Source organism: Chryseobacterium indoltheticum (genome assembly GCF_003815915.1).
Taxonomy (GTDB): Bacteria; Bacteroidota; Bacteroidia; order Flavobacteriales; family Weeksellaceae; genus Chryseobacterium; species Chryseobacterium indoltheticum.
Genome location: NZ_CP033929.1, coordinates 1,627,547 through 1,646,120, shown reverse-complemented (window position 1 = coordinate 1,646,120; position 18,574 = coordinate 1,627,547). Strand labels below are relative to the sequence as shown.

Below are 18,574 nucleotides of genomic sequence, written 5' to 3'. Positions count from 1 at the left end.
TTGAATGTTAGATACTTAAATGTACAAATTATTGCTTTTTATTGCAAATTTATTTTCAACTCTTATCCCGAACTCAGGTTAATTATATTTTCTTTCTGATAAAAAGCAAAAGCTAATAACACAAAAAGGAAGAGCTGCTGCGAGATAAGTAATATTAAGATAATTAAAAGTTGTCTCTCTCAGTAATTGTTGGATTATATGGGCACACATTAAACTAAAAACAATTATTGTAGACAGATAAAAAATATGTCGAATCTCTTTTACAATAAATGATAAAAAAACCGATAACGAAAGGAAAATCAATATTACAAAAACATTAGACTGACCTTGCATTCCTAAAGGATTATAAGCTAAAATGTAATCAAAATCCTCAGCTGGCAAAAGTATTGATAAGAGCAACAGAACGATAGTGATAATGTACATGCAAGAAAATTTAATTTTCTCTGCCCATGAAGCTTGAAAAAAGGGTTTGCATAAGAAAAGTATGATTGGTACTACTACCACACTCCTAGTCAGACACAATACCCCCAAAATAACACCTAAAAGCAAAGGTTTCTGAAAATAATTGTCTTGATATTTTCTACTCCAATAAATAATAAAAAATGAAACTATAATAAAAGAAGAAATAAAATCGCTCTTACAAACAGCTTCATAAATAAAAGAGAGCGAAAAAAACATCATCAAAATTCCTAATAAACGAATGTTATTAGCTTTAAATTCTTTTATTACAGCAAAACTAAAAAGTACCAAACTTACAACCTGCAAATACCCTATATTACCAATAAGATAGAAGCCTAACAAAAACAAAAGCTGTCCAGGTAAATATGAAGGAATATTACCCATAAAATTTTTGGTACTGTAAATATATTTTCCGTGAAGCCAATAATCCAGCGAATATTCTGCAGTCTGCCATCTGTCAATTTTCAGTGCATATGGATCTTTGGTAAGATGTGATAAAAATAAGTAGATAATTCCTGTGACTACAACTAAACCATAGATAATTTTTGAGTTTAGTTTTAATTTATTAATAATCGAATGATAGCTAAAATAGAATATTGCATGGATAAAAATGAAAATTACAGCCAAAAATAAGATGTGTACTTTTTCCTGACGAGCACCATATTTTACTAAAAATAAAAAATTGATAATGAAGTAAATGATAAAAATAATCACTTTCATCAGTTTTGAATCTTCTAAAAATTTAAATAAACTACTCTTCATTAATCATTCATTTAATTTTTTTGGAAAATTCTCCTCGCATTCTCAGTTGTAATTCTATCGATCTCAGCAAAATCTTTCTGATAAATATCAACCAATTTTCCGGCAACCAAATCTAAGTAAGAACTTTCATTTCTTTTTCCTCTAAACGGAACGGGAGCAAGATAAGGTGAATCTGTTTCCAGAACAATTTTTTCTAATGGAATTTCATTTAAAAACTGATCGATTTTTCCATTTTTAAAGGTTATTACTCCACCAATTCCCAAAATAAAGTTTAAATCTAAAGCATGTTTTGCCTGTTCTAAATTTCCTGAAAAACAATGGAAAATCCCGCGAAGTTTGGGATGCTTTTTTCTTTCTAAAACGTCAAAAGTCTCGTCAAAACTTTCTCTGGTGTGGATAACGATTGGCAAATCTTTTTCTATCGCCCAATCAATTTGCTGTTCAAAAGCTTTTATCTGGATATCTAAAGTTGATTTATCCCAGTACAGATCAATTCCGATCTCTCCAATGGCAGGAAAATGTCTTTCATCAAGATATTTTTTGACTAATTCAAGTTCTCTTTCCCAAGATTCTGGCTTTACGTAACAAGGATGAAGCCCCATCATCGAAAAAATCTGGTTTGGATATTCACTTTCTAACTGAAGCATTTTTTCGTGCGATTCTGAATCGATAGCAGGAAGATAAAATTCTGTAATTCCTTTATCTAAAGCTCTTTGAATCGTTTCTTTTCTATCTTCATTAAATTCTTCAGCATATAAATGCGTATGTGTATCAATCATTATTTTAAATTTTTAAAAGATCTTCGTAAGGATTTTTTAAGCCTAAAAGCACTCCGAAAGCCGGCTCGGTTTTGATTCCTTTTTTCTTAAGATCGATTATTTTTTGTTTAAACTCCTCTCCATTTTCCTGCAAAATTTTATATTCGACGATCATGTGGCGATAAGCATTTTGCTCAATAGTTGGCATATTTTGTGCAAAAATTTCGATAGGAAATTCTTCCAGTTGAAAATTACAAATGATAGAATTTTCTTCTTTAATCGTAATTTTTTCAATTTTCAAATCAAATTCCGAAAAATTTTTAACTAAAAATTTCTCAAACTCGATTTTATCCTCAACCTCACAAATTATATCCAAATCACTTCCTTCAATATCAATCTCAATAGGAATTGTTCCTGCTAAAATTGGCGAATAATGTTCTAAAACCTCGAAGATTCTATATTTTGTTAGAACTTCATAAGCTCTTTTCTGTCTTTCATTTCCTATCTTCAGATAATCGAGTTTCGTAAAATCAATCATTACATGAGGTTTTAACATTAAACATTGAACTTTAAACCTTGAATATGTTGTGTTTTACTTTTTGCCTCTGAACTTCAATTCTTTGATTTAATTTTTCTTTAAAATCAATAAATTTGGGATCTTTTTCGTCGTCTGTTCGATGTTCTAAAGCTTTATTAATTTTAAAATTTTCTTTAATAAAATCTTTCGTTTCACATGAAAAATAAGCTTCACCAAATTTCTCAAAAATATAATTAACGGCTTGTGAATTAGGATGTATCAAATCTTCTTTATAAAATCGATAATCCCGCAAATCATCCATTAAGATTTCGTAAACCGGCAAATAATGGCAGTTTTCAAACTGTGAAGCCACTTCGTGAATTGAAGTAATCAATTTTGATTTACTCAGTTGATTTTCAATCATTCCGTCTTTTGTGTGACGAACGGGTGAAACCGTAAACAGAATCTGAACATTTTCCGGACAAATATCATGAAGATTAATAATCGTATCGTAAATGGAATCTGTAAGTTCCTGATGCGTTAAAAGTCTTTTTTCAAAGAATTTTTGTGGAATCTTATGACAATTTGCAACCAGCTTTTTTTTAGGTTCAAATTCATAGATAAATGAAGTTCCATAAGTAATAATCACCCAATTGGATTCCTGCAAAAAGCGATTTCCTTCTTCTATTTTCGAATTGATTTTATCTAAAGTCTGGTGAACGTATCTTGTATCAAAACTGGTGTGATGATCCAAAGAAATAAATTCGTCATGATAGGAAATCAAATCATCTTCGTAATAAAACTCTGAATCATGAAGTCTTTTAATCGAATTATTAATCGAAAAAGGATTAAAAATCGTCCCAAAAGGATTGTTTACCGTCTGAAGCTGACCTTTCTGAAACAAATCTGACATTTCTAAGGCAAAACAAGAACCTATCGAAAATATCTTATCTTCAATTTCAATTTTTTGCTGCGACGATTGTATATCAACTTCTGTACGGAATTTCATATTTTTTGGAGTAGGAATTAGTAAAAGGCAGTTTAAAAACTAAGCCCTAATTCCTAAAATCTATTACCTAATTTAGCTTTCTCTTCTTAGCAAATAGTTAGCAAGTTCAGAGAATGGTCTTTTCTTTTCTTCGGGAACATTTATTTTTGCTAAATAACTTTGTCCGATTTCATTATGTTTTTCGATCAGACGTAATGCTTTCTCATCAACTCTTGTTCTTCTGAAAATCTTTTCAACACCGTATACTTTATCGATGTTATCTGTTTTTTTAGAATACCAGTAGTCTAGTTCTTTACGTTCTTCTTCAGTTCCGTGCTCTCTTGCCAGAAGATAAAGCACTGTTTTTTTATTTTCATAAATATCTCCGGCATGCTTTTTTCCGAACTGTGCCTGATCTCCGAAAACATCCAAATAATCATCCATAATCTGGAAAGCGATACCGATGTGTTTTCCGAAATTGAAAATTGCTTTAGCATCTTTAAACTGTGCTTTAGCGATCATTGCTCCGATCTCAAAAGATGAAGCGCTCAAAACTCCGGTTTTATAAGTAATCATTCTGATATAATCATCAAACGTTACATTTTCCTGAGTTTCAAAATTAATATCATATTGCTGACCTTCGCATAGAAGTAAACCTGTATGTGTGAAAATTCTGACGCAAGCTTTAAAAATTTCCGGCTCCAAATCTTCAAAAAACTTGTATGCTTTAAGCATTAGACCGTCTCCTGAAAGAATTCCTGTATTAAGACCGTGAATGGTATGAATAGTCGGTTTGTTTCTTCTTAGCGGAGCTTCATCCATAATATCGTCATGAATCAACGTGAAATTATGAAAAAACTCAATCGCCAGAGCCGGCTTTATCGCTTCTTTCTGATCACCACCAAATAAGTCGCAAGCCATTAAAACCATAATCGGACGGAGACGTTTTCCACCGTGCGAGATGATATAATTCATCGGCTCATACAGCTCTGTAGGTTTGTCTTTAAACGTATATTTAGTAATAGCATCAGCAACAATCTGTTGGTAGGTGTCTAAGAATTCCATAAAAGATTTTAATTTGAACAAAAATACGATTTTCTGAGCGTTTTGTAAAAGAAAAATCCGCCTTATAACTGAGGCGGATGTATTGCATATCTTAAACAATTAATCTAAATAATTATTTTTACGTTTCCTATTTTCTATAACCTTATCTTTAACTTCTTTGCTTATTGGATTATTTGACAATTTTTGCAATTCAGCAATAGGATTATCATTTACCTCTCTTCTTTTCTTTTTAAAATCATTATAAGTTGTCTTAATCGCCCTATTCATTGGTATAATTTCTTCATTTAATCTTTGTATGGAGATAAGGGAAATAAAAAAATACTTATTGGTGTCATACACTTCCAAAATTAAACCCGGTAACCCTTTAAAGGTATACGGACCCTCTGAAATCGGAATTTCTTTTGTAAACCATGCAGTATAAAATCTATTATTGTATTGTCCTGTAGCTTTTTGACAAGTATAACCTGCAATTTGTTTAGTTTCTACATTTATTTTCCAATCAATTTTTTTATTAGCTGGATAGAAATACTGATCTTTAATAATATTATCGAAAATAACTAAGTCATCGCCATTTTTATATACTTCATGAACCAAATTAACTTTTGGTATTTTCGAAAAGTCTATGACTACAGATTTTTTATCTTGCGCATTTTGCATACTATTTTTTATAGATTCATGCCGTAAAGAGTCTGTTTTCCTTTTTTGTTCACTTTTATATAATGAAATATTCCCTCCAATTTGCAAGGCCATAATTTCATTTGTTTTACTTTCTACATTCAGAGTGTCTTTTAGAAACTGAACCTGATATCTGCAAACAATGTTGGTGGTTGCTCCACCAACATTGTTTTGTGCCTTACTTAAAAAGCATGAAAGTAAAAACATCATAGATATTAATTCTTTCATATTAATTAACAAAGTTCATTATCCCAAGCATCCCAAATGACCATAAGATCACATTCAATATCATCATAGCTATCACAATAAGAATCCAATATTCTCTCTCCGCAAGATAAAACGTATGTCACAGTATAACAATTGTCTATGACAGTTTCTTTTGTAGAATTATCTGTATTTACAATTTCGACTTTCTCTACAATCTCAGATGTTTTTGCGCTTACTAATCCAGCAACTCCGAAAGCTGCTAATAAAATAATTTTTTTCATGTTAATTGAAATTTAAAATTAATATTTTTTTTGTAAATCAAAGTATTTCGCGAAAAAACTTTTATTAAAAGTGGATATTTTTTTTGAATTCAACAATTCCAAAAAGAATATAATTTATTTTATTTAGAATAAAAATTAATCTAAATAAATATATTTGTTTTATATAACACAATTATGAAAAAAATTATAGGTCTTAAAGTCAAAAACTTAAGAGAACAACAAAAAATATCACAAGAAGATTTAGCCTTCAATCTAGAAATCTCACAAAGTTATCTTAGTAAAATAGAAAACGGGTTTATCGAAAAAATAGACTTTATTCTAATTCAAAAAATAATTCTTTTTTTTCAAATAGATTTACAATATTTTTTGAAAGAAAAAAATAATGATTCGACAAAAGAAAACACAAGTTATGAAAACATTTTGGTCAGGATCAAAAAAACCAAGAACAAATCAATAAACTTGTTGAACTACAAAATAATTTAATTTTCCAACTAATAAATCAATCAGTTTAAAACAAAAAACTTTGCCTAATAAGACAAAGCTTTTATTACTATAAAGACAATTATTATTCTTTTTTACATTTAACAGAAACAGAAAATGCTGGAATAATTGAATTTTTAGATGATGAATCTTCTTCAAATGGTTTTATATCCCATGAAATTATAGGTAGATTTTCTCACAAACATTTTTCCTGAGCTGCTTTTATCTTTTACATTTAAATAAACTTTGTTTGTAAACATATTACTTTTAGTATATAAATTCTCTACCCAAATAACTGATACATAAAACGATCCTGCAATTATAATTTTTTCGTTGATTTTAACAGAATTACCACTCTTCAAATTATCTAAAGAAATTACATAATTATTTGAGTTCAATTTATCTCCTATCCTATTATTTTTCTCTTCATAAATATCTAAAATTAGATATCCTTTCTTGTGCAAAGATTTTTTAAATGGAATTTTAACATCCTCTAATTGACACAAATTAAAAGGATTTATAATTTTAATCGCGAACTCTTTATTACTATCAATAATTATAGTATTCTTACCTTTTTTATAACCAAGCAAATCGCTAACATTAAAATTATTTTCACCTAATTCCACTCTCTCTATATTGTTAAAAATTGGTTTTAACTTTATAATATTACTATTAAGTGATACAATACTTTTATCCTCATAACCATTTGCCCGGATAATAAATCCAACCGGTCTCTGATCAAAAAAATACTTACCTAAAGAATCTGATATTAGCAACCTATTTTCTAAATATATTTTACCGTAAGGAATAGGTTTATCGTCAATACTATTAATAATTCTTATTTCTTGCCCATAACATAATAATGACAAAAATAAGAAGAAGAATAATTTTATTATTTGTTTCATACAATATACTGAAATAGGCTGCTTTACACACAGTAAAACAGCCCTTTTATTTTATAATTATGTGAATTATTCTTTAACAAGAAACCCATTCTCCAGTTGGTTCATGTTATATTTTAATCCAAAACACATATACATCCTCATAAACTACTCACTCACGGTGTCCTGGAGAAGTTTCCAAGCAAGGACCGAGACTTGAGTCAAGACCAACCTTTGCTTCCATTTTGGATGGGGCTAATATAAAGCCAAAAGTTAAAACCAATACTAAAGATGGTAAGCCTAATTTAAGTGATTTTTCACTTAAATTTGAAATTTAAAATTAATATTTTTTTGGTACATCAAAGTATTTCGCGAAAAAACTTTTATTAAAAGTGGATATTTTTTTTGAATTCAACAATTCCAAAAAGAATATAATTTATTTTATTTAGAATAAAAATTAATCTAAATAAATATATTTGTTTTATATAACACAATTATGAAAAAAATTATAGTTCTTAAAGTCAAAAACTTAAGAGAACAACAAAAAATATCACAAGAAGATTTAGCCTTCAATCTAGAAATCTCACAAAGTTATCTTAGTAAAATAGAAAACGGATTTATCGAAAAAATAGACTTTATTCTAATTCAAAAAATAATTCTTTTTTTCAAATAGATTTACAATATTTTTTGAAAGAAAAAAATATTGACTCAACAAAAGAAAACGTAAGTTATGAAAACATTTTGGTTAGGATCAAAAAAAACCCAGAACATATCAATAAACTTGTTGAACTACAAAATAATTTAATTTTCCAACTAATAAATCAATCAGTTTAAAACAAAAAACTTTGCCCAAACGGACAAAGTTTTGTATTGTGATAAAATTTTTTGTTTACGAGAAATACGTAATTACCAAATAAGTAATTCCTGCAACAATCGCCGAGATAGGAATTGTTAACACCCAAGCCCAAAGTAAGCTTACCGTGATTCCCCAACGTACTGCAGAGATTCTTTTGGTAAGACCTACACCAATGATAGAACCTGTAATGGTATGCGTTGTAGAAACCGGAATACCAAAGTGATCGGTGATGAAAAGCGTGATTGCTCCAGCTGTTTCAGCACTTACTCCTTCCAATGGTGTTACTTTTGTAATTTTCGTACCCATTGTTTTGATAATTTTCCATCCACCACTCATCGTTCCTAATGCAATAGCAATGAAAGAAACCAGAGGAACCCACATATAGTGTTGAGAGAAATAGTTGAAACGGTCTGCAGGTGCAATATTTAAATAAACAGGATCCTGCAACATATTTACATGATAGTAAATTAAAGCTGCACCAATGATCCCCATTACTTTCTGAGCATCATTCAAACCGTGACCTAAACTGAACAAAGCTGAAGACGCCAACTGAAGTCTCTTGAATGATTTGTCTGCTTTATGCGGATTTGATTTTTTGTATAGATGAACAATAATTAAAGTGATGATAATTGAGATAATCATCCCGATAACCGGTGCCAGGAATATGAATAAGAAAATAGGAATTACTTTGCTAAATTTCACAACATCTTGGGTTGTTACTTTCATCATGGCTTCTTTTAGCGTAGCAAACATTCCCAAATCCGGTTGAGTTGCTACCACTTCGTTGTAATCCATCAGGAAAGCATGCATTAATGCTGCTCCTAAAAACCCACCAATCAAAGTATGTGATGATGATGAAGGAATACCAAACCACCAAGTTAAAAGATTCCAGGCAATTGCCGCAATAAGCCCTGAAAAAATTACTTCCAGCGTAATAAAGTTTTCGTTGACGGTTTTTGCAATTGTATTACCAATTTTAAATTCTCCGATAATATAAACTGCGATGAAGAACGCTGCAAAGTTCCAAACTGCTGCCCAAAGAACCGCCTGAAACGGTGTAAGAACTTTAGTAGAAACAATGGTTGCAATAGAGTTTGCCGCATCATGAAAACCGTTGATGTAATCGAAGATTAAAGCTAAAGCAATAATAACCGTAAGTAAAATAGGAAAATCCATTTCTGTTATATTGTTTTAAGCGTATTTAATCATGATGTTTTCAATTGTATTGGCAACATCTTCTGCTTTATCGGTTACTACTTCAAGGTAATTTAATACTGATGAAATTTTGATAATATTAATCGCATCATTGGTCTCAAACAATTCTACCATAGAATTTGAAAGAAGATCATCTGCAATATTTTCTATAGAGTTTACTTTGATACAAGCTTCTTTTACCTGCTCCATATTTTTGAAACCTTTAAGGTTTTTCATTGCATTCTGAATCTCAAGACAAGCCTTGTGAATCAATAATGAAAAATCTGCATAAGCCTTCATTAAAGGAGATTTGTAAAGAAAAATATATTTTGCAGACGCATAGATATAATCTGCGATATCATCTAAACCGGTAGCTAACGTGTGAATGTCTTCACGATCGAAAGGTGTAATGAAGTTTTTCCCCAATTCAACAAAGATCTCGTGAGTAAGCTCATCATTTTTGTGCTCGTAGTCGCTCATCAATTTTAGCATAGAATCATCATTCAGATCAAAATCTTTGATTCCGTGATTAAAATCGTTTGACATAGCAACCAGATTATCTGTAACTTTTTCGAAAAGCACAAAAAAGATTTTATCTTTTGGTTGAAAAGCGTGGAAAATATTACCAATGCCCATTTTATAGTATTTATAAATTCGTGTGCAAATTTCTTAAAAAACCATGTTACCAAAAAGCATCCAGCGTTAATTTTTGTTCACATTGAGGTAATATTTATCAGCTTAAAAAATGACGCACAATCAGCTTTTTTCTATAAACTTTGGAATCAACAACTTAAACAAGTGTTTACAAAAAAAGAGCCGACAAAAAATGCCGGCTCAAATTATATGGTAAGAATAAGATTAGTTAGCTTCTTCAGCTCTCATGTCTTTTCCTTTAAACTTCATCGATTGGATATTTCCTAAAAGTTCATTTTTATAAGATTTTTCAATCTCAAAGAATGAGAATTTTTCAAGAATTTCAATATTACCGATTTCCGCTCTTTTGTTTCCTTTGCTAGAAGTAGCTTTATTGATGATTTCTAAAACATCTAGTTTTTTCAACTGATCTTTTTTACCAAGATTGAAGAAAAATCTAGTCATGTTCTCATCTTTTTGTCTTGGTTTACCACCACGATCACCTCTTCTTTCTCCTCTGTCGCTTCTTCCGTCACGATCTCCTCTAGGACCTCTGTCGCGGTCTCTATCTCTTCCTCTGTCACGATCTCTTCCTCTGTCACGGTCTCTTCCACCTCTGTCATCATCTCTGCTGCTCATTTTCTGCTCCAGAATATCATGCTTGTCTTTGTAATACAAAGCAAGATCTTTAAGTTGGAACTGAAGTAATTTGTGCACCAATTCTTCTTTTGTAAATTCTGAAAGATCAGGAATCAATGAATCATCAAATTCAAAGAAATCTTTCTGTACTTCAAGTAAGTTTTCGAAAACACCTGCAACCTGAGCTTTTACGATATCTTCACCTGTAGGAATTCTAGCTTCAGCGATATCAATCTTAGTAACCGATTTTATCTGCTTCAATTTTCTGCTTTCTTCAGGTTTAATCAAAGAAATAGAGATACCATCTTTTCCGGCTCTACCCGTTCTACCACTTCTGTGAACGAATACTTCAGGATCATCAGGTAAAGAATAATGTACAACGTGAGTTAAAGAATCTACGTCTAATCCTCTTGCTGCAACATCAGTTGCTACCAAAATATCAATATTTTTCAGTCTGAATTTCTTCATTACCGTATCTCTCTGCGCCTGAGAAAGATCACCATGAAGAGCATCTGCTGCATAACCATTCTGCATCAAGAAATCGGCAACTTCCTGAGTTTCCATTCTTGTTCTACAGAAAATAATTGAATATTGGTTCGGGTTTGAATCGATCAATCTCTTCAAAGCCTCCTTTTTATGACGGTAACCAGCCACATAATATTCGTGCTTAATATTCTTCTTAACTTCGTTAATAGAACCCACAGAAATACGGTGAGGTTTTGTCAAATAATTTTTTGAAATTCTCTCCACTTCTTTGCTCATCGTTGCCGAGAACAAGAAAGTTTGTTTTGTTTCAGGAGTTTCTCTCATAATGGTTTCCAACTCGTCTTTGAAACCCATAGAAAGCATTTCATCTGCTTCGTCTAAAACCAACCAGTGAATTTCTGAAAAGTCTAATGCCTTTCTGTTAATCAAATCGATCACCCTTCCCGGAGTTCCCACAATAATCTGCGGCTTCTCCTTCAAAGAACGAATCTGATCCACAATACTGCTTCCACCGTAAACTGCTGTAGTTTTGATGTTCTGCATGTACTTTGAATAATTTTTGATGTCTTTTGTAATCTGAAGACATAATTCTCGTGTCGGACAAAGCACCAAAAATTGGATTTTGCGACTCGTATCGTCAATCATATCCAAAATCGGAAGCGAAAACGCTGCTGTTTTGCCTGTCCCTGTCTGCGCAAGTGCGATTAGATCGCGAATATCTGAAAGAATAAAAGGGATAGTCTGTTTTTGGATTTCTGTCGGGCTTTCGTAACCCAGTTCGCCAATGGCCTTAAGGATATCAGGACTTAAATTGGTCTCCGTAAATAAATTCATTAAATATTATAAAATTTTTGCAAAGATACAGCTTTTATTTGGATATTGAATTATACAATATTAACGAATTGATAATTTTATTTTAGAAAACCACAATCATTTTTATATTTAGACAAAAAAACAACAGCTTTTTTATTTTTAATTTAAAAATTTTTCAACAATAATTACAATTGCTGAATAATACATTTTGCACATTAATAATTATGAAATAATGAAAATTTTCTTGTTTACTATTTTCAATATTATTATTTAAATTTGATAAAAATTTAAAATATGGCATCGCAGATATCCCCTAAAATATTCGATTTTTTAAAACTCATCGAGAAAAATAATAACCGTGAATGGTTCAATGATCACAAAAATATTTTTCTTGAAGCCCAATCAGATTTTCAGGATTTCACTGAAGAACTGATTGCCGAAATGGGAAAATTCGATGAAAATATTTTAAAGCTTGATGCCAAAAAATCATTGCTAAGAATCTATCGTGATACCAGATTTTCAAAAGATAAGACACCCTACAAAACCTACTTCGGCGCATCACTCGGAATGGGAAAAATGAATACCAAAGCAGGTTTTTATCTTCATGTAGAATCTGGAAAATCTTTTTTAGCAAGTGGAATTTACTTACCTGAAGCTCCTATTTTAAAGGCAATTAGAAAGGAAATTTCTCTATTTAAAGATGATTTCTTGAAAGCCGTAGAAGATAAGGACTTCAAAAAAGTGTACGGCGAACTAGACCCGGAGCACAAGTTGAAGAATGTTCCGCAGGGATTTGAAAAGGAAGACCCGATGGCAGAATATTTAAAACTGAAAAGCTTCATCGGGGTTTATAATATTACCAACAAAGATCTTTCTGATAAAAATGCAATAAAAAATATTTCTAAGATATTTGAAGCTGCAAAACCTTTAAACGATTTTCTAGATACCTCAATTTCAAATGCTCAGAATTAGATAACAGCAAAATAAATACTGATAATCAAACAATTACAATTAAGAATTTTTAACAACAATTTAACATTTTTCATTACCTTTGCTGGTCGTCAAATTTCCATACAATGTCTTTATACCAGCAACTCGCAGAAAAACTACAGTACATAAGCCCAAGTTTTTATAAAAAGAGATATTTTAAAAGTTTAAAAAATCTTACAAAAGAAAATTTTTCAGGCCGGAATGTAGAACCTGAACTTGTTTGGATTAAAGAATATCTGCAAAACGACGCTGTAATTTTTGACATCGGAGCCAATGTAGGCACTTTCCTTTATCAGTTTGAAAACAAGCTGAATCACAAGAACATTTACGCTTTTGAGCCTAATAAAAAACTCAACATCAGACTAAAAAGACTTTTCCCGTCGATGAATATTTCTTCTGTGGCACTTTCTGATGAAAATACAACAGCACAGTTTAAAGTTCCGATTATCAAAGGAAAAATGGTTGCTTCGAGAGGCACGCTCAATACTTCTTACAAAGAGAAAGACGAAGAAAACAGCTATACAGAAACCGTAGAAGTTGTAAAACTGGATGACTGGGCAAAATCTAAAAATATCAAAAAAATAGATTTCATCAAGATTGATGTAGAAGGAAACGAAATGAAAACCCTTTTTGGCGGAAAAGAAACAATACAAAAATTCAAGCCGACTTTAATGGTCGAAATGGAACAAAGACACCACGATCAACCGATCTGGAACGAGATTTCTGAGGTTGAAAACTGGGGCTTTGAAGCGCATTATTTAAACAGGAAAACATTTACCCTCGAAAAACTGACGGAAGAAATCCTATTAAAAAACATCAGTGACGAAAAAAATAAAACAGAGTACATCAACAACATCATTTTCATTGCTAAAAATCATTAAAATCTAAGTATGAGTGTAGTTGCAAGACAGGGTTTTAAGTATTCCATCATCGGATACGTCGCGACGTTGATCGGGATGTTTTCTATTTTTATTTTCACCAACGACCTCTTTTTTTACGGAAAACTAAGATACATTATGTCTGCTGCCGAAATGCTAGTTCCTTTTGTCGTATTAGGAATTTCGTATTCGAATGTGAAATTTTTTGGCAAAGCTCACGAAGATGATAAGCACCAAAATCTGCTATCGCTTTCTTTGGGATTGGTCGGTATTAATTTCTTAGTATTTCTTATTATTTTCTTTCTCATTCCGACTGTTTTTCCTGAATTCACCAAAATGAAAATCTGGGAAAGCAAAAAGTACATTCTTCCGCTTGTTTTAACGCTTTCTTTATGCGCAATTTTCAACAGATATATCTCCAATTACAAGAGGATTGTTGTTTCTAATATTTTCGATAATCTTTTGCCCAAATTAGCAAATCTGGGATCTTTCTGCCTGTTCTTTTATTTTCAGTTTTCAGAGCAGATTGCATTGGCTTTTTTCTTCGGAATGTTTGCTTTAATGCTTTCAGGATACATCTATTACACCAACAAGCTTGAAAAAATAAACCTTGATTTCAGCAAAGATTACTTTAAGAAAGACAATTTTTATAAGGAATTCGCGGCTTATAGTTTCTTTGGATTTTTAGGAACTTTCGGAAATCATATGGCGATCAACAATTATATGATTGGTGAGTTTATTGGTGAAGAAGAGATTGCCGTTTACAGTATTTTATTGGCACTTATTTCTTTGATTTCAATTCCGCAATTGGGATTATTTAATATTTCTGCACCTATCATCCGAAAAAATTTAGCAGATGGAGATATGGAAGATCTCGACAGATTCCATAAAAAAACATCGTTAACTATTTATTTCCTGGGAGCTGTATTGTTTGGTTGCATTATGGTTGGATTCCCATATTTGACGCATTTTATGCCGAACAAAGGAGATTTATTGAGAATGTATGAACCCGTAATCTGGATTTGGGGTTCTGCAGTTTTAATGGATTTAGCGACCGGTTTTAATGGCAACATTATCTCGCTTTCAAAATATTACAAGTTCAATATTATCGTGATGCTTTTATTAGCTGGTTTAACGATTAGCTTAAACTGGTATTTCATCAACCACACTGATCTTTCGCTGATTGGCATTGCGCTTTCAACCGCAATTTCAGTGACTATTTATAACCTTATTAAAGTTATTTTCAATTATTTCGTGTTTAAGGTTTCGCCTTTTTCTATTGAAATGATCTTTGTGTCGATTATCTGCACTTTGGCTATTACAGTGGCAATTGTTTTGCCGGTTTTTCATAATAATTTCATCAATTTAGTCTATAAACCTGCAGTCGTTTTAATCTTAATATTTATTGGAAATCATTTCACTAAAATATTCCCGATTGAAGATTATCTGAATATGAGATTTATTAAAAGTATTTTGAAATTTAAGTAAGCTTGTGAAGAAGGTTTTCTAAATTTTCGAGAACAGTTTGCTTGCTGTATTCTTTCTGAAAATCATAGTTAAAATTCTGCAATTCATAAAACTGTTCAATAACATTTTCTTTTTCGGCAACAATAAAATCAAGATCTGAAGTATAATTTGCGGGGAAAACTGCGATTTTACCAAATTTTATTGCATCACCAATATTCCCGGTCATTTTTGTTTTTCCATACACTTCTTTTTGGCTGAAAAATTCGGTTTGCTGTTGAATCGGACACCATAAAACATCTGCTTTTTTCATCCACACTTCAAAATCTTCCTGCGAAACTCTTTCTGTAAAATATTTTATATTGACGTGCTCAAGAGAACGTTCCAAATCGACAAGCTCCTTCAATTCATCACCTTTAGCTTTTCCTAGGAATACAAATTCAATAAGTGGATTTTTCAGTTTATAACCTCCCTTAATTCTGTTTTCTAAATCAAAAATAGCCTTAATTACGCTTTTATAATCTCTTCTTTTCTGAGAAACTCCACCCGGAATTACGATAGTAAATATTTTATTTACAGAAAGTTCAATAGGTTTCGTATAAAAAAGCGGTAAAAATTGATATTCCTGCGAAGAAAACTCTCTATCCAAAACCAAAAGGTGCTTTGATTTTCTGTACACTTTTGAAGCATTGAATAAACCTTCTTTCCACCATAATTTCAGTCGGTAAATGATATCTTCCTTTAAAACATTTTTGATTAAATCTAATTTGGAAGTCTTCGAAAAATTGAGATTATGAACAATGACAGCGGTTTTATAGTTATTGGTAATATTAAGAAAAGTATTGAAATATCGATGAACCGTTCCTATAATTATTAAATCATATTTTTTAGATTTAAGCTGATCTAAAATCATTGAATTATCCGACAAAAAGAAAGGCAAACCATGAGTATCAACCTGATTTATAATTCGTTCAGAAAAATAATAGTCCACAGAAAACTCTTTTGAATCTTTCATTAGATCCATAAAGTCGGTTGCAATTTCTGCATGAGTATCAATTTCTATGTAAGCTATTTTTTTCAAAATGAAAATTTAAAATTTAGATGTTAAGTTTAGGCTAAAGCCAATGAAATGATTCTATTTTTTAAACGGGCTAATGCCCATTCCTATTGAAATTTAAAATGAGTTACATTTTAAACCATTTCTTTTTAAACTGATTCCAACGCTGCTCATTAATCACCTTTTGTTCATCTTTTGAAATTTTCAATTCAAGATTTTGAGATTTGCATTTTTCGTACGAACTGATAATCTGAAACAAAAACGAAGGCGATTTTATTTTTGCAGCTTCTTTTGCTGCCGCAACATACGTCAGAAAACGGTTTAAGCCTAAAAAATAAAAATATCTGCCGTAATAATCTGCTGGTTTTATGGTATAATCTGCTCCTTTTACTTTAATTAATTTTACATGTAAATTAGGAAGGACAATTTCTTTCCAGCCTAAATTTTGAAGCAAAATTGCATCAATATTATCCCAACCCAACGTTTCTCGTAAACCTCCCATTTGAAGAAAACATTCCTTTCTGTAAGCTTTCATCGGACCACGAACATGATGTTTATTTGAATTCCCTTCATACACCCATTCTCCGTTTTTTTCGACATATAAAAGTCCGCCGACCAGACCGTAATCAGGATTTTTCATAAAAGAATCTGCGACAGTTTGTAAATAATTTTCAGCCAGAATAATATCTGAATCAAACTTGCAAATAATATCAAATTGATTCAGATCTTGGGTCTGTAATCCTTTTTTAAAAGCCGCAACAACTTTTGAACCCGGTTGATGCAATGACTTTTCCAGATTAATCGTTTCAAATCGGGAATCCTGGTCAGTATATTTTTTAATGACTTCTGAAGTTTTATCAGTCGAGCCATCATTCACCACCACCACTTTAAAATCCTTAAAACTTTGCTGTTGTAAAGAATCTAAAGTGAACGGAAGATTATTTTCCTCGTTGTGTGCAGGAATTATGATTAAAAATTTCAATGTAAATGATCAATGATGAATAATAATTGGTAAATGATAATATTCAACAATTAGCTTGCATCAATTATCATTTACCGATTATAGTTAATATTATTTATTGTGCGGTTTGAGCATATTTTTAGGATCCAGAATTTCATCTAATTTTTCCTGCGAAAGTAAGTTCTGCTCCAAAACTAAATTATAAACACTTTTACCGGTTTCTAAAGCTTCTTTTGCAATTTTTGTAGATTGTTTGTATCCGATGTAAGGATTTAAAGCGGTTACAATCCCGATACTGTGTTTTACCATATTCAGGCAAACATCTTTATTGGCAGTAATTCCGATGACACATTTTTCACGAAGCGTTTCTAAAGCATTGCACAAGAAATGAATATTCTCCATAATCGCATGCGAAAGTACAGGCTCCATTACATTCAACTGCAATTGTCCCGCTTCAGCAGCAAAAGTCACGGTAAGATCATTTCCAATTACTTTAAAGCAAACCTGATTGACCACTTCCGGAATTACAGGATTTACTTTTCCTGGCATAATAGACGAACCGGGTTGCATCGGAGGAAGATTTATCTCAGATAATCCTGCTCTAGGTCCTGAAGAAAGCAATCTTAAATCATTACAGATTTTAGAAAGTTTCACAGCAAGGCGCTTCATTGCTGAAGAATAAATCACGTAAGAACCTGTGTCCGGAGTTGCTTCAACCAAATCGGGAGCAGAAACAACCGGATATCCTGTCAATTCAGCTAAATTTTTAGCACAAAGCGTTGCATAACCGATTGGAGCGTTGATTCCTGTACCAATTGCCGTTGCTCCCATATTGACTTCAACAAAAAGATTGGCGTTGTTATTCAGTTTTGAGATATCTTCTTCTAAAGTTGCCGCAAAAGCTTCAAATTCTTGCCCCATTGTCATCGGAACAGCATCCTGAAGCTGCGTTCTTCCCATCTTAATAACATCATGAAACTCTTTTCCTTTTTCACGGAATGCGTCAACGATTCCTATCAATTTTTCCACCAATTTTTCGTTCATCTGCAACAATCCCATTTTTATTGCAGTAGGATAAGCATCATTGGTAGACTGTGAAAGATTGATATGATCGTTTGGTGAACAGAATTCGTATTCACCTTTATTTTTACCTAATTTTTCTAAAACACGATTGGCAATCACTTCATTAGCATTCATGTTGATAGAAGTTCCTGCCCCACCCTGAATCATATCTACCGGAAATTCGCTGTGAAACAATCCGCCGATTAATTCTTCACAGGTTTCTGAAATTTTAAAATACAAATCCTGATCTAAAAGACCCAATTCATAATTGGTTTTTGCAGCTGCTTTTTTTACATAAGCCAAACCTTTGATAAATTCAGGATATGATGATAACAGCTGTCCTGAAATTTTGAAATTATCTATTGCTCGCTGAGTCTGAACTCCGTAATAAGCATTTAGCGGTACATTTAGTTCACCGAGTAAATCACTTTCTTGTCTGAAATTTTCCATTAAATAGTATTTAATAGT

19 protein-coding genes are annotated in these 18,574 nt (G+C 31.6%); 5 read left to right on the top strand and 14 right to left on the bottom strand.

What is annotated here, in order from left to right; genetic code table 11:
- Positions 1 to 78: 78 nt before the first annotated feature.
- The 7 genes from EG358_RS07800 to EG358_RS07770 form a co-directional block, all read right to left on the bottom strand.
- Entirely contained in the window at positions 79 to 1,179 is a 1,101-nt protein-coding gene (locus tag EG358_RS07800) for a hypothetical protein (protein WP_123890047.1), read from the bottom strand.
- A 53-nt stretch (positions 1,180 to 1,232) separates the two neighbouring features.
- Positions 1,233 to 2,000: a TatD family hydrolase gene (locus EG358_RS07795; protein ID WP_076563086.1), complete on the bottom strand. Its 768-nt coding sequence runs from the start codon at positions 1,998 to 2,000 to the stop codon at positions 1,233 to 1,235.
- 4 nt (positions 2,001 to 2,004) lie between these two features.
- Entirely contained in the window at positions 2,005 to 2,517 is a 513-nt protein-coding gene (locus EG358_RS07790; RefSeq protein WP_076563123.1) for a DUF4269 domain-containing protein, read from the bottom strand.
- 31 nt (positions 2,518 to 2,548) lie between these two features.
- A complete protein-coding gene (locus tag EG358_RS07785) occupies positions 2,549 to 3,505 on the bottom strand; it encodes a GSCFA domain-containing protein (RefSeq protein ID WP_076563088.1) in 957 nt (318 codons plus the stop codon).
- A 72-nt stretch (positions 3,506 to 3,577) separates the two neighbouring features.
- Positions 3,578 to 4,549, bottom strand: coding sequence for a polyprenyl synthetase family protein (locus tag EG358_RS07780; protein WP_076563090.1), 972 nt, complete (start codon positions 4,547 to 4,549; stop codon positions 3,578 to 3,580).
- Between the two features lie 99 nt (positions 4,550 to 4,648).
- Positions 4,649 to 5,452, bottom strand: coding sequence for a GLPGLI family protein (locus EG358_RS07775; protein ID WP_076563092.1), 804 nt, complete (start codon positions 5,450 to 5,452; stop codon positions 4,649 to 4,651).
- Between the two features lie 5 nt (positions 5,453 to 5,457).
- The gene (locus EG358_RS07770; protein ID WP_076563094.1) at positions 5,458 to 5,712 is read right to left on the bottom strand and encodes a hypothetical protein; all 255 of its coding nucleotides are present in this window, start codon (positions 5,710 to 5,712) and stop codon (positions 5,458 to 5,460) included.
- Between the two features lie 174 nt (positions 5,713 to 5,886).
- On the opposite strand from EG358_RS07770, the gene EG358_RS07765 reads away from it, so the two are divergent.
- A complete protein-coding gene (locus EG358_RS07765; RefSeq protein ID WP_076563096.1) occupies positions 5,887 to 6,195 on the top strand; it encodes a helix-turn-helix domain-containing protein in 309 nt (102 codons plus the stop codon).
- 152 nt (positions 6,196 to 6,347) lie between these two features.
- Here the strand turns inward: EG358_RS07765 and EG358_RS07760 are convergent, their stop codons facing one another.
- A complete protein-coding gene (locus tag EG358_RS07760; protein WP_076563098.1) occupies positions 6,348 to 7,097 on the bottom strand; it encodes a hypothetical protein in 750 nt (249 codons plus the stop codon).
- Between the two features lie 472 nt (positions 7,098 to 7,569).
- On the opposite strand from EG358_RS07760, the gene EG358_RS07755 reads away from it, so the two are divergent.
- Positions 7,570 to 7,746 (top strand): helix-turn-helix domain-containing protein, encoded by a 177-nt coding sequence (locus EG358_RS07755; RefSeq protein WP_083677113.1) that lies wholly within the window; start codon positions 7,570 to 7,572, stop codon positions 7,744 to 7,746.
- A 216-nt stretch (positions 7,747 to 7,962) separates the two neighbouring features.
- On the opposite strand, the gene EG358_RS07750 is transcribed toward EG358_RS07755, so the two are convergent.
- The 3 genes from EG358_RS07750 to EG358_RS07740 form a co-directional block, all read right to left on the bottom strand.
- On the bottom strand, positions 7,963 to 9,105 hold the full coding sequence (locus tag EG358_RS07750) for an inorganic phosphate transporter (protein ID WP_076563100.1): 1,143 nt from the start codon (positions 9,103 to 9,105) through the stop codon (positions 7,963 to 7,965).
- A gap of 15 nt (positions 9,106 to 9,120) precedes the next feature.
- Positions 9,121 to 9,759: a DUF47 domain-containing protein gene (locus tag EG358_RS07745; RefSeq protein WP_074229593.1), complete on the bottom strand. Its 639-nt coding sequence runs from the start codon at positions 9,757 to 9,759 to the stop codon at positions 9,121 to 9,123.
- Positions 9,760 to 9,981: 222 nt separating this feature from the next.
- On the bottom strand, positions 9,982 to 11,715 hold the full coding sequence (locus tag EG358_RS07740) for a DEAD/DEAH box helicase (protein ID WP_076563102.1): 1,734 nt from the start codon (positions 11,713 to 11,715) through the stop codon (positions 9,982 to 9,984).
- A gap of 273 nt (positions 11,716 to 11,988) precedes the next feature.
- Here EG358_RS07740 and EG358_RS07735 point away from each other — a divergent pair, with 273 nt between their 5' ends.
- The 3 genes from EG358_RS07735 (at position 11,989) to EG358_RS07725 (ending at position 15,050) form a co-directional block, all read left to right on the top strand.
- Positions 11,989 to 12,666: a DUF2461 domain-containing protein gene (locus EG358_RS07735; RefSeq protein WP_076563104.1), complete on the top strand. Its 678-nt coding sequence runs from the start codon at positions 11,989 to 11,991 to the stop codon at positions 12,664 to 12,666.
- 104 nt (positions 12,667 to 12,770) lie between these two features.
- Complete coding sequence (locus tag EG358_RS07730) at positions 12,771 to 13,565, top strand: FkbM family methyltransferase (RefSeq protein WP_076563106.1); 795 nt, start codon at positions 12,771 to 12,773, stop codon at positions 13,563 to 13,565.
- A gap of 9 nt (positions 13,566 to 13,574) precedes the next feature.
- A complete protein-coding gene (locus tag EG358_RS07725) occupies positions 13,575 to 15,050 on the top strand; it encodes a lipopolysaccharide biosynthesis protein (protein WP_076563108.1) in 1,476 nt (491 codons plus the stop codon).
- On the opposite strand, the gene EG358_RS07720 is transcribed toward EG358_RS07725, so the two are convergent.
- The 3 genes from EG358_RS07720 to aspA form a co-directional block, all read right to left on the bottom strand.
- Positions 15,043 to 16,107: a hypothetical protein gene (locus tag EG358_RS07720; protein WP_076563110.1), complete on the bottom strand. Its 1,065-nt coding sequence runs from the start codon at positions 16,105 to 16,107 to the stop codon at positions 15,043 to 15,045. The genes EG358_RS07725 and EG358_RS07720 overlap by 8 nt on opposite strands.
- Before the next feature lie 103 nt (positions 16,108 to 16,210).
- Positions 16,211 to 17,065, bottom strand: coding sequence for a glycosyltransferase (locus EG358_RS07715; protein WP_076563112.1), 855 nt, complete (start codon positions 17,063 to 17,065; stop codon positions 16,211 to 16,213).
- Positions 17,066 to 17,155: 90 nt separating this feature from the next.
- A complete protein-coding gene (gene aspA, locus EG358_RS07710) occupies positions 17,156 to 18,556 on the bottom strand; it encodes an aspartate ammonia-lyase (protein ID WP_076563114.1) in 1,401 nt (466 codons plus the stop codon).
- Positions 18,557 to 18,574: the final 18 nt, after the last annotated feature.

Excerpts from the sequence above, each read along its gene's own strand:
- EG358_RS07800 (WP_123890047.1), bottom strand. The coding sequence starts at position 1,179 with ATGAAAGTGATTATTTTTATCATTTACTTCATTATCAATTTTTTATTT.
- EG358_RS07795 (WP_076563086.1), bottom strand. The coding sequence starts at position 2,000 with ATGATTGATACACATACGCATTTATATGCTGAAGAATTTAATGAAGAT.
- EG358_RS07790 (WP_076563123.1), bottom strand. The coding sequence starts at position 2,517 with ATGATTGATTTTACGAAACTCGATTATCTGAAGATAGGAAATGAAAGA.
- EG358_RS07785 (WP_076563088.1), bottom strand. The coding sequence starts at position 3,505 with ATGAAATTCCGTACAGAAGTTGATATACAATCGTCGCAGCAAAAAATT.
- EG358_RS07780 (WP_076563090.1), bottom strand. The coding sequence starts at position 4,549 with ATGGAATTCTTAGACACCTACCAACAGATTGTTGCTGATGCTATTACT.
- EG358_RS07775 (WP_076563092.1), bottom strand. The coding sequence starts at position 5,452 with ATGAAAGAATTAATATCTATGATGTTTTTACTTTCATGCTTTTTAAGT.
- EG358_RS07770 (WP_076563094.1), bottom strand. The coding sequence starts at position 5,712 with ATGAAAAAAATTATTTTATTAGCAGCTTTCGGAGTTGCTGGATTAGTA.
- EG358_RS07765 (WP_076563096.1), top strand. The coding sequence starts at position 5,887 with ATGAAAAAAATTATAGGTCTTAAAGTCAAAAACTTAAGAGAACAACAA.
- EG358_RS07760 (WP_076563098.1), bottom strand. The coding sequence starts at position 7,097 with ATGAAACAAATAATAAAATTATTCTTCTTCTTATTTTTGTCATTATTA.
- EG358_RS07755 (WP_083677113.1), top strand. The coding sequence starts at position 7,570 with ATGAAAAAAATTATAGTTCTTAAAGTCAAAAACTTAAGAGAACAACAA.
- EG358_RS07750 (WP_076563100.1), bottom strand. The coding sequence starts at position 9,105 with ATGGATTTTCCTATTTTACTTACGGTTATTATTGCTTTAGCTTTAATC.
- EG358_RS07745 (WP_074229593.1), bottom strand. The coding sequence starts at position 9,759 with ATGGGCATTGGTAATATTTTCCACGCTTTTCAACCAAAAGATAAAATC.
- EG358_RS07740 (WP_076563102.1), bottom strand. The coding sequence starts at position 11,715 with ATGAATTTATTTACGGAGACCAATTTAAGTCCTGATATCCTTAAGGCC.
- EG358_RS07735 (WP_076563104.1), top strand. The coding sequence starts at position 11,989 with ATGGCATCGCAGATATCCCCTAAAATATTCGATTTTTTAAAACTCATC.
- EG358_RS07730 (WP_076563106.1), top strand. The coding sequence starts at position 12,771 with ATGTCTTTATACCAGCAACTCGCAGAAAAACTACAGTACATAAGCCCA.
- EG358_RS07725 (WP_076563108.1), top strand. The coding sequence starts at position 13,575 with ATGAGTGTAGTTGCAAGACAGGGTTTTAAGTATTCCATCATCGGATAC.
- aspA (WP_076563114.1), bottom strand. The coding sequence starts at position 18,556 with ATGGAAAATTTCAGACAAGAAAGTGATTTACTCGGTGAACTAAATGTA.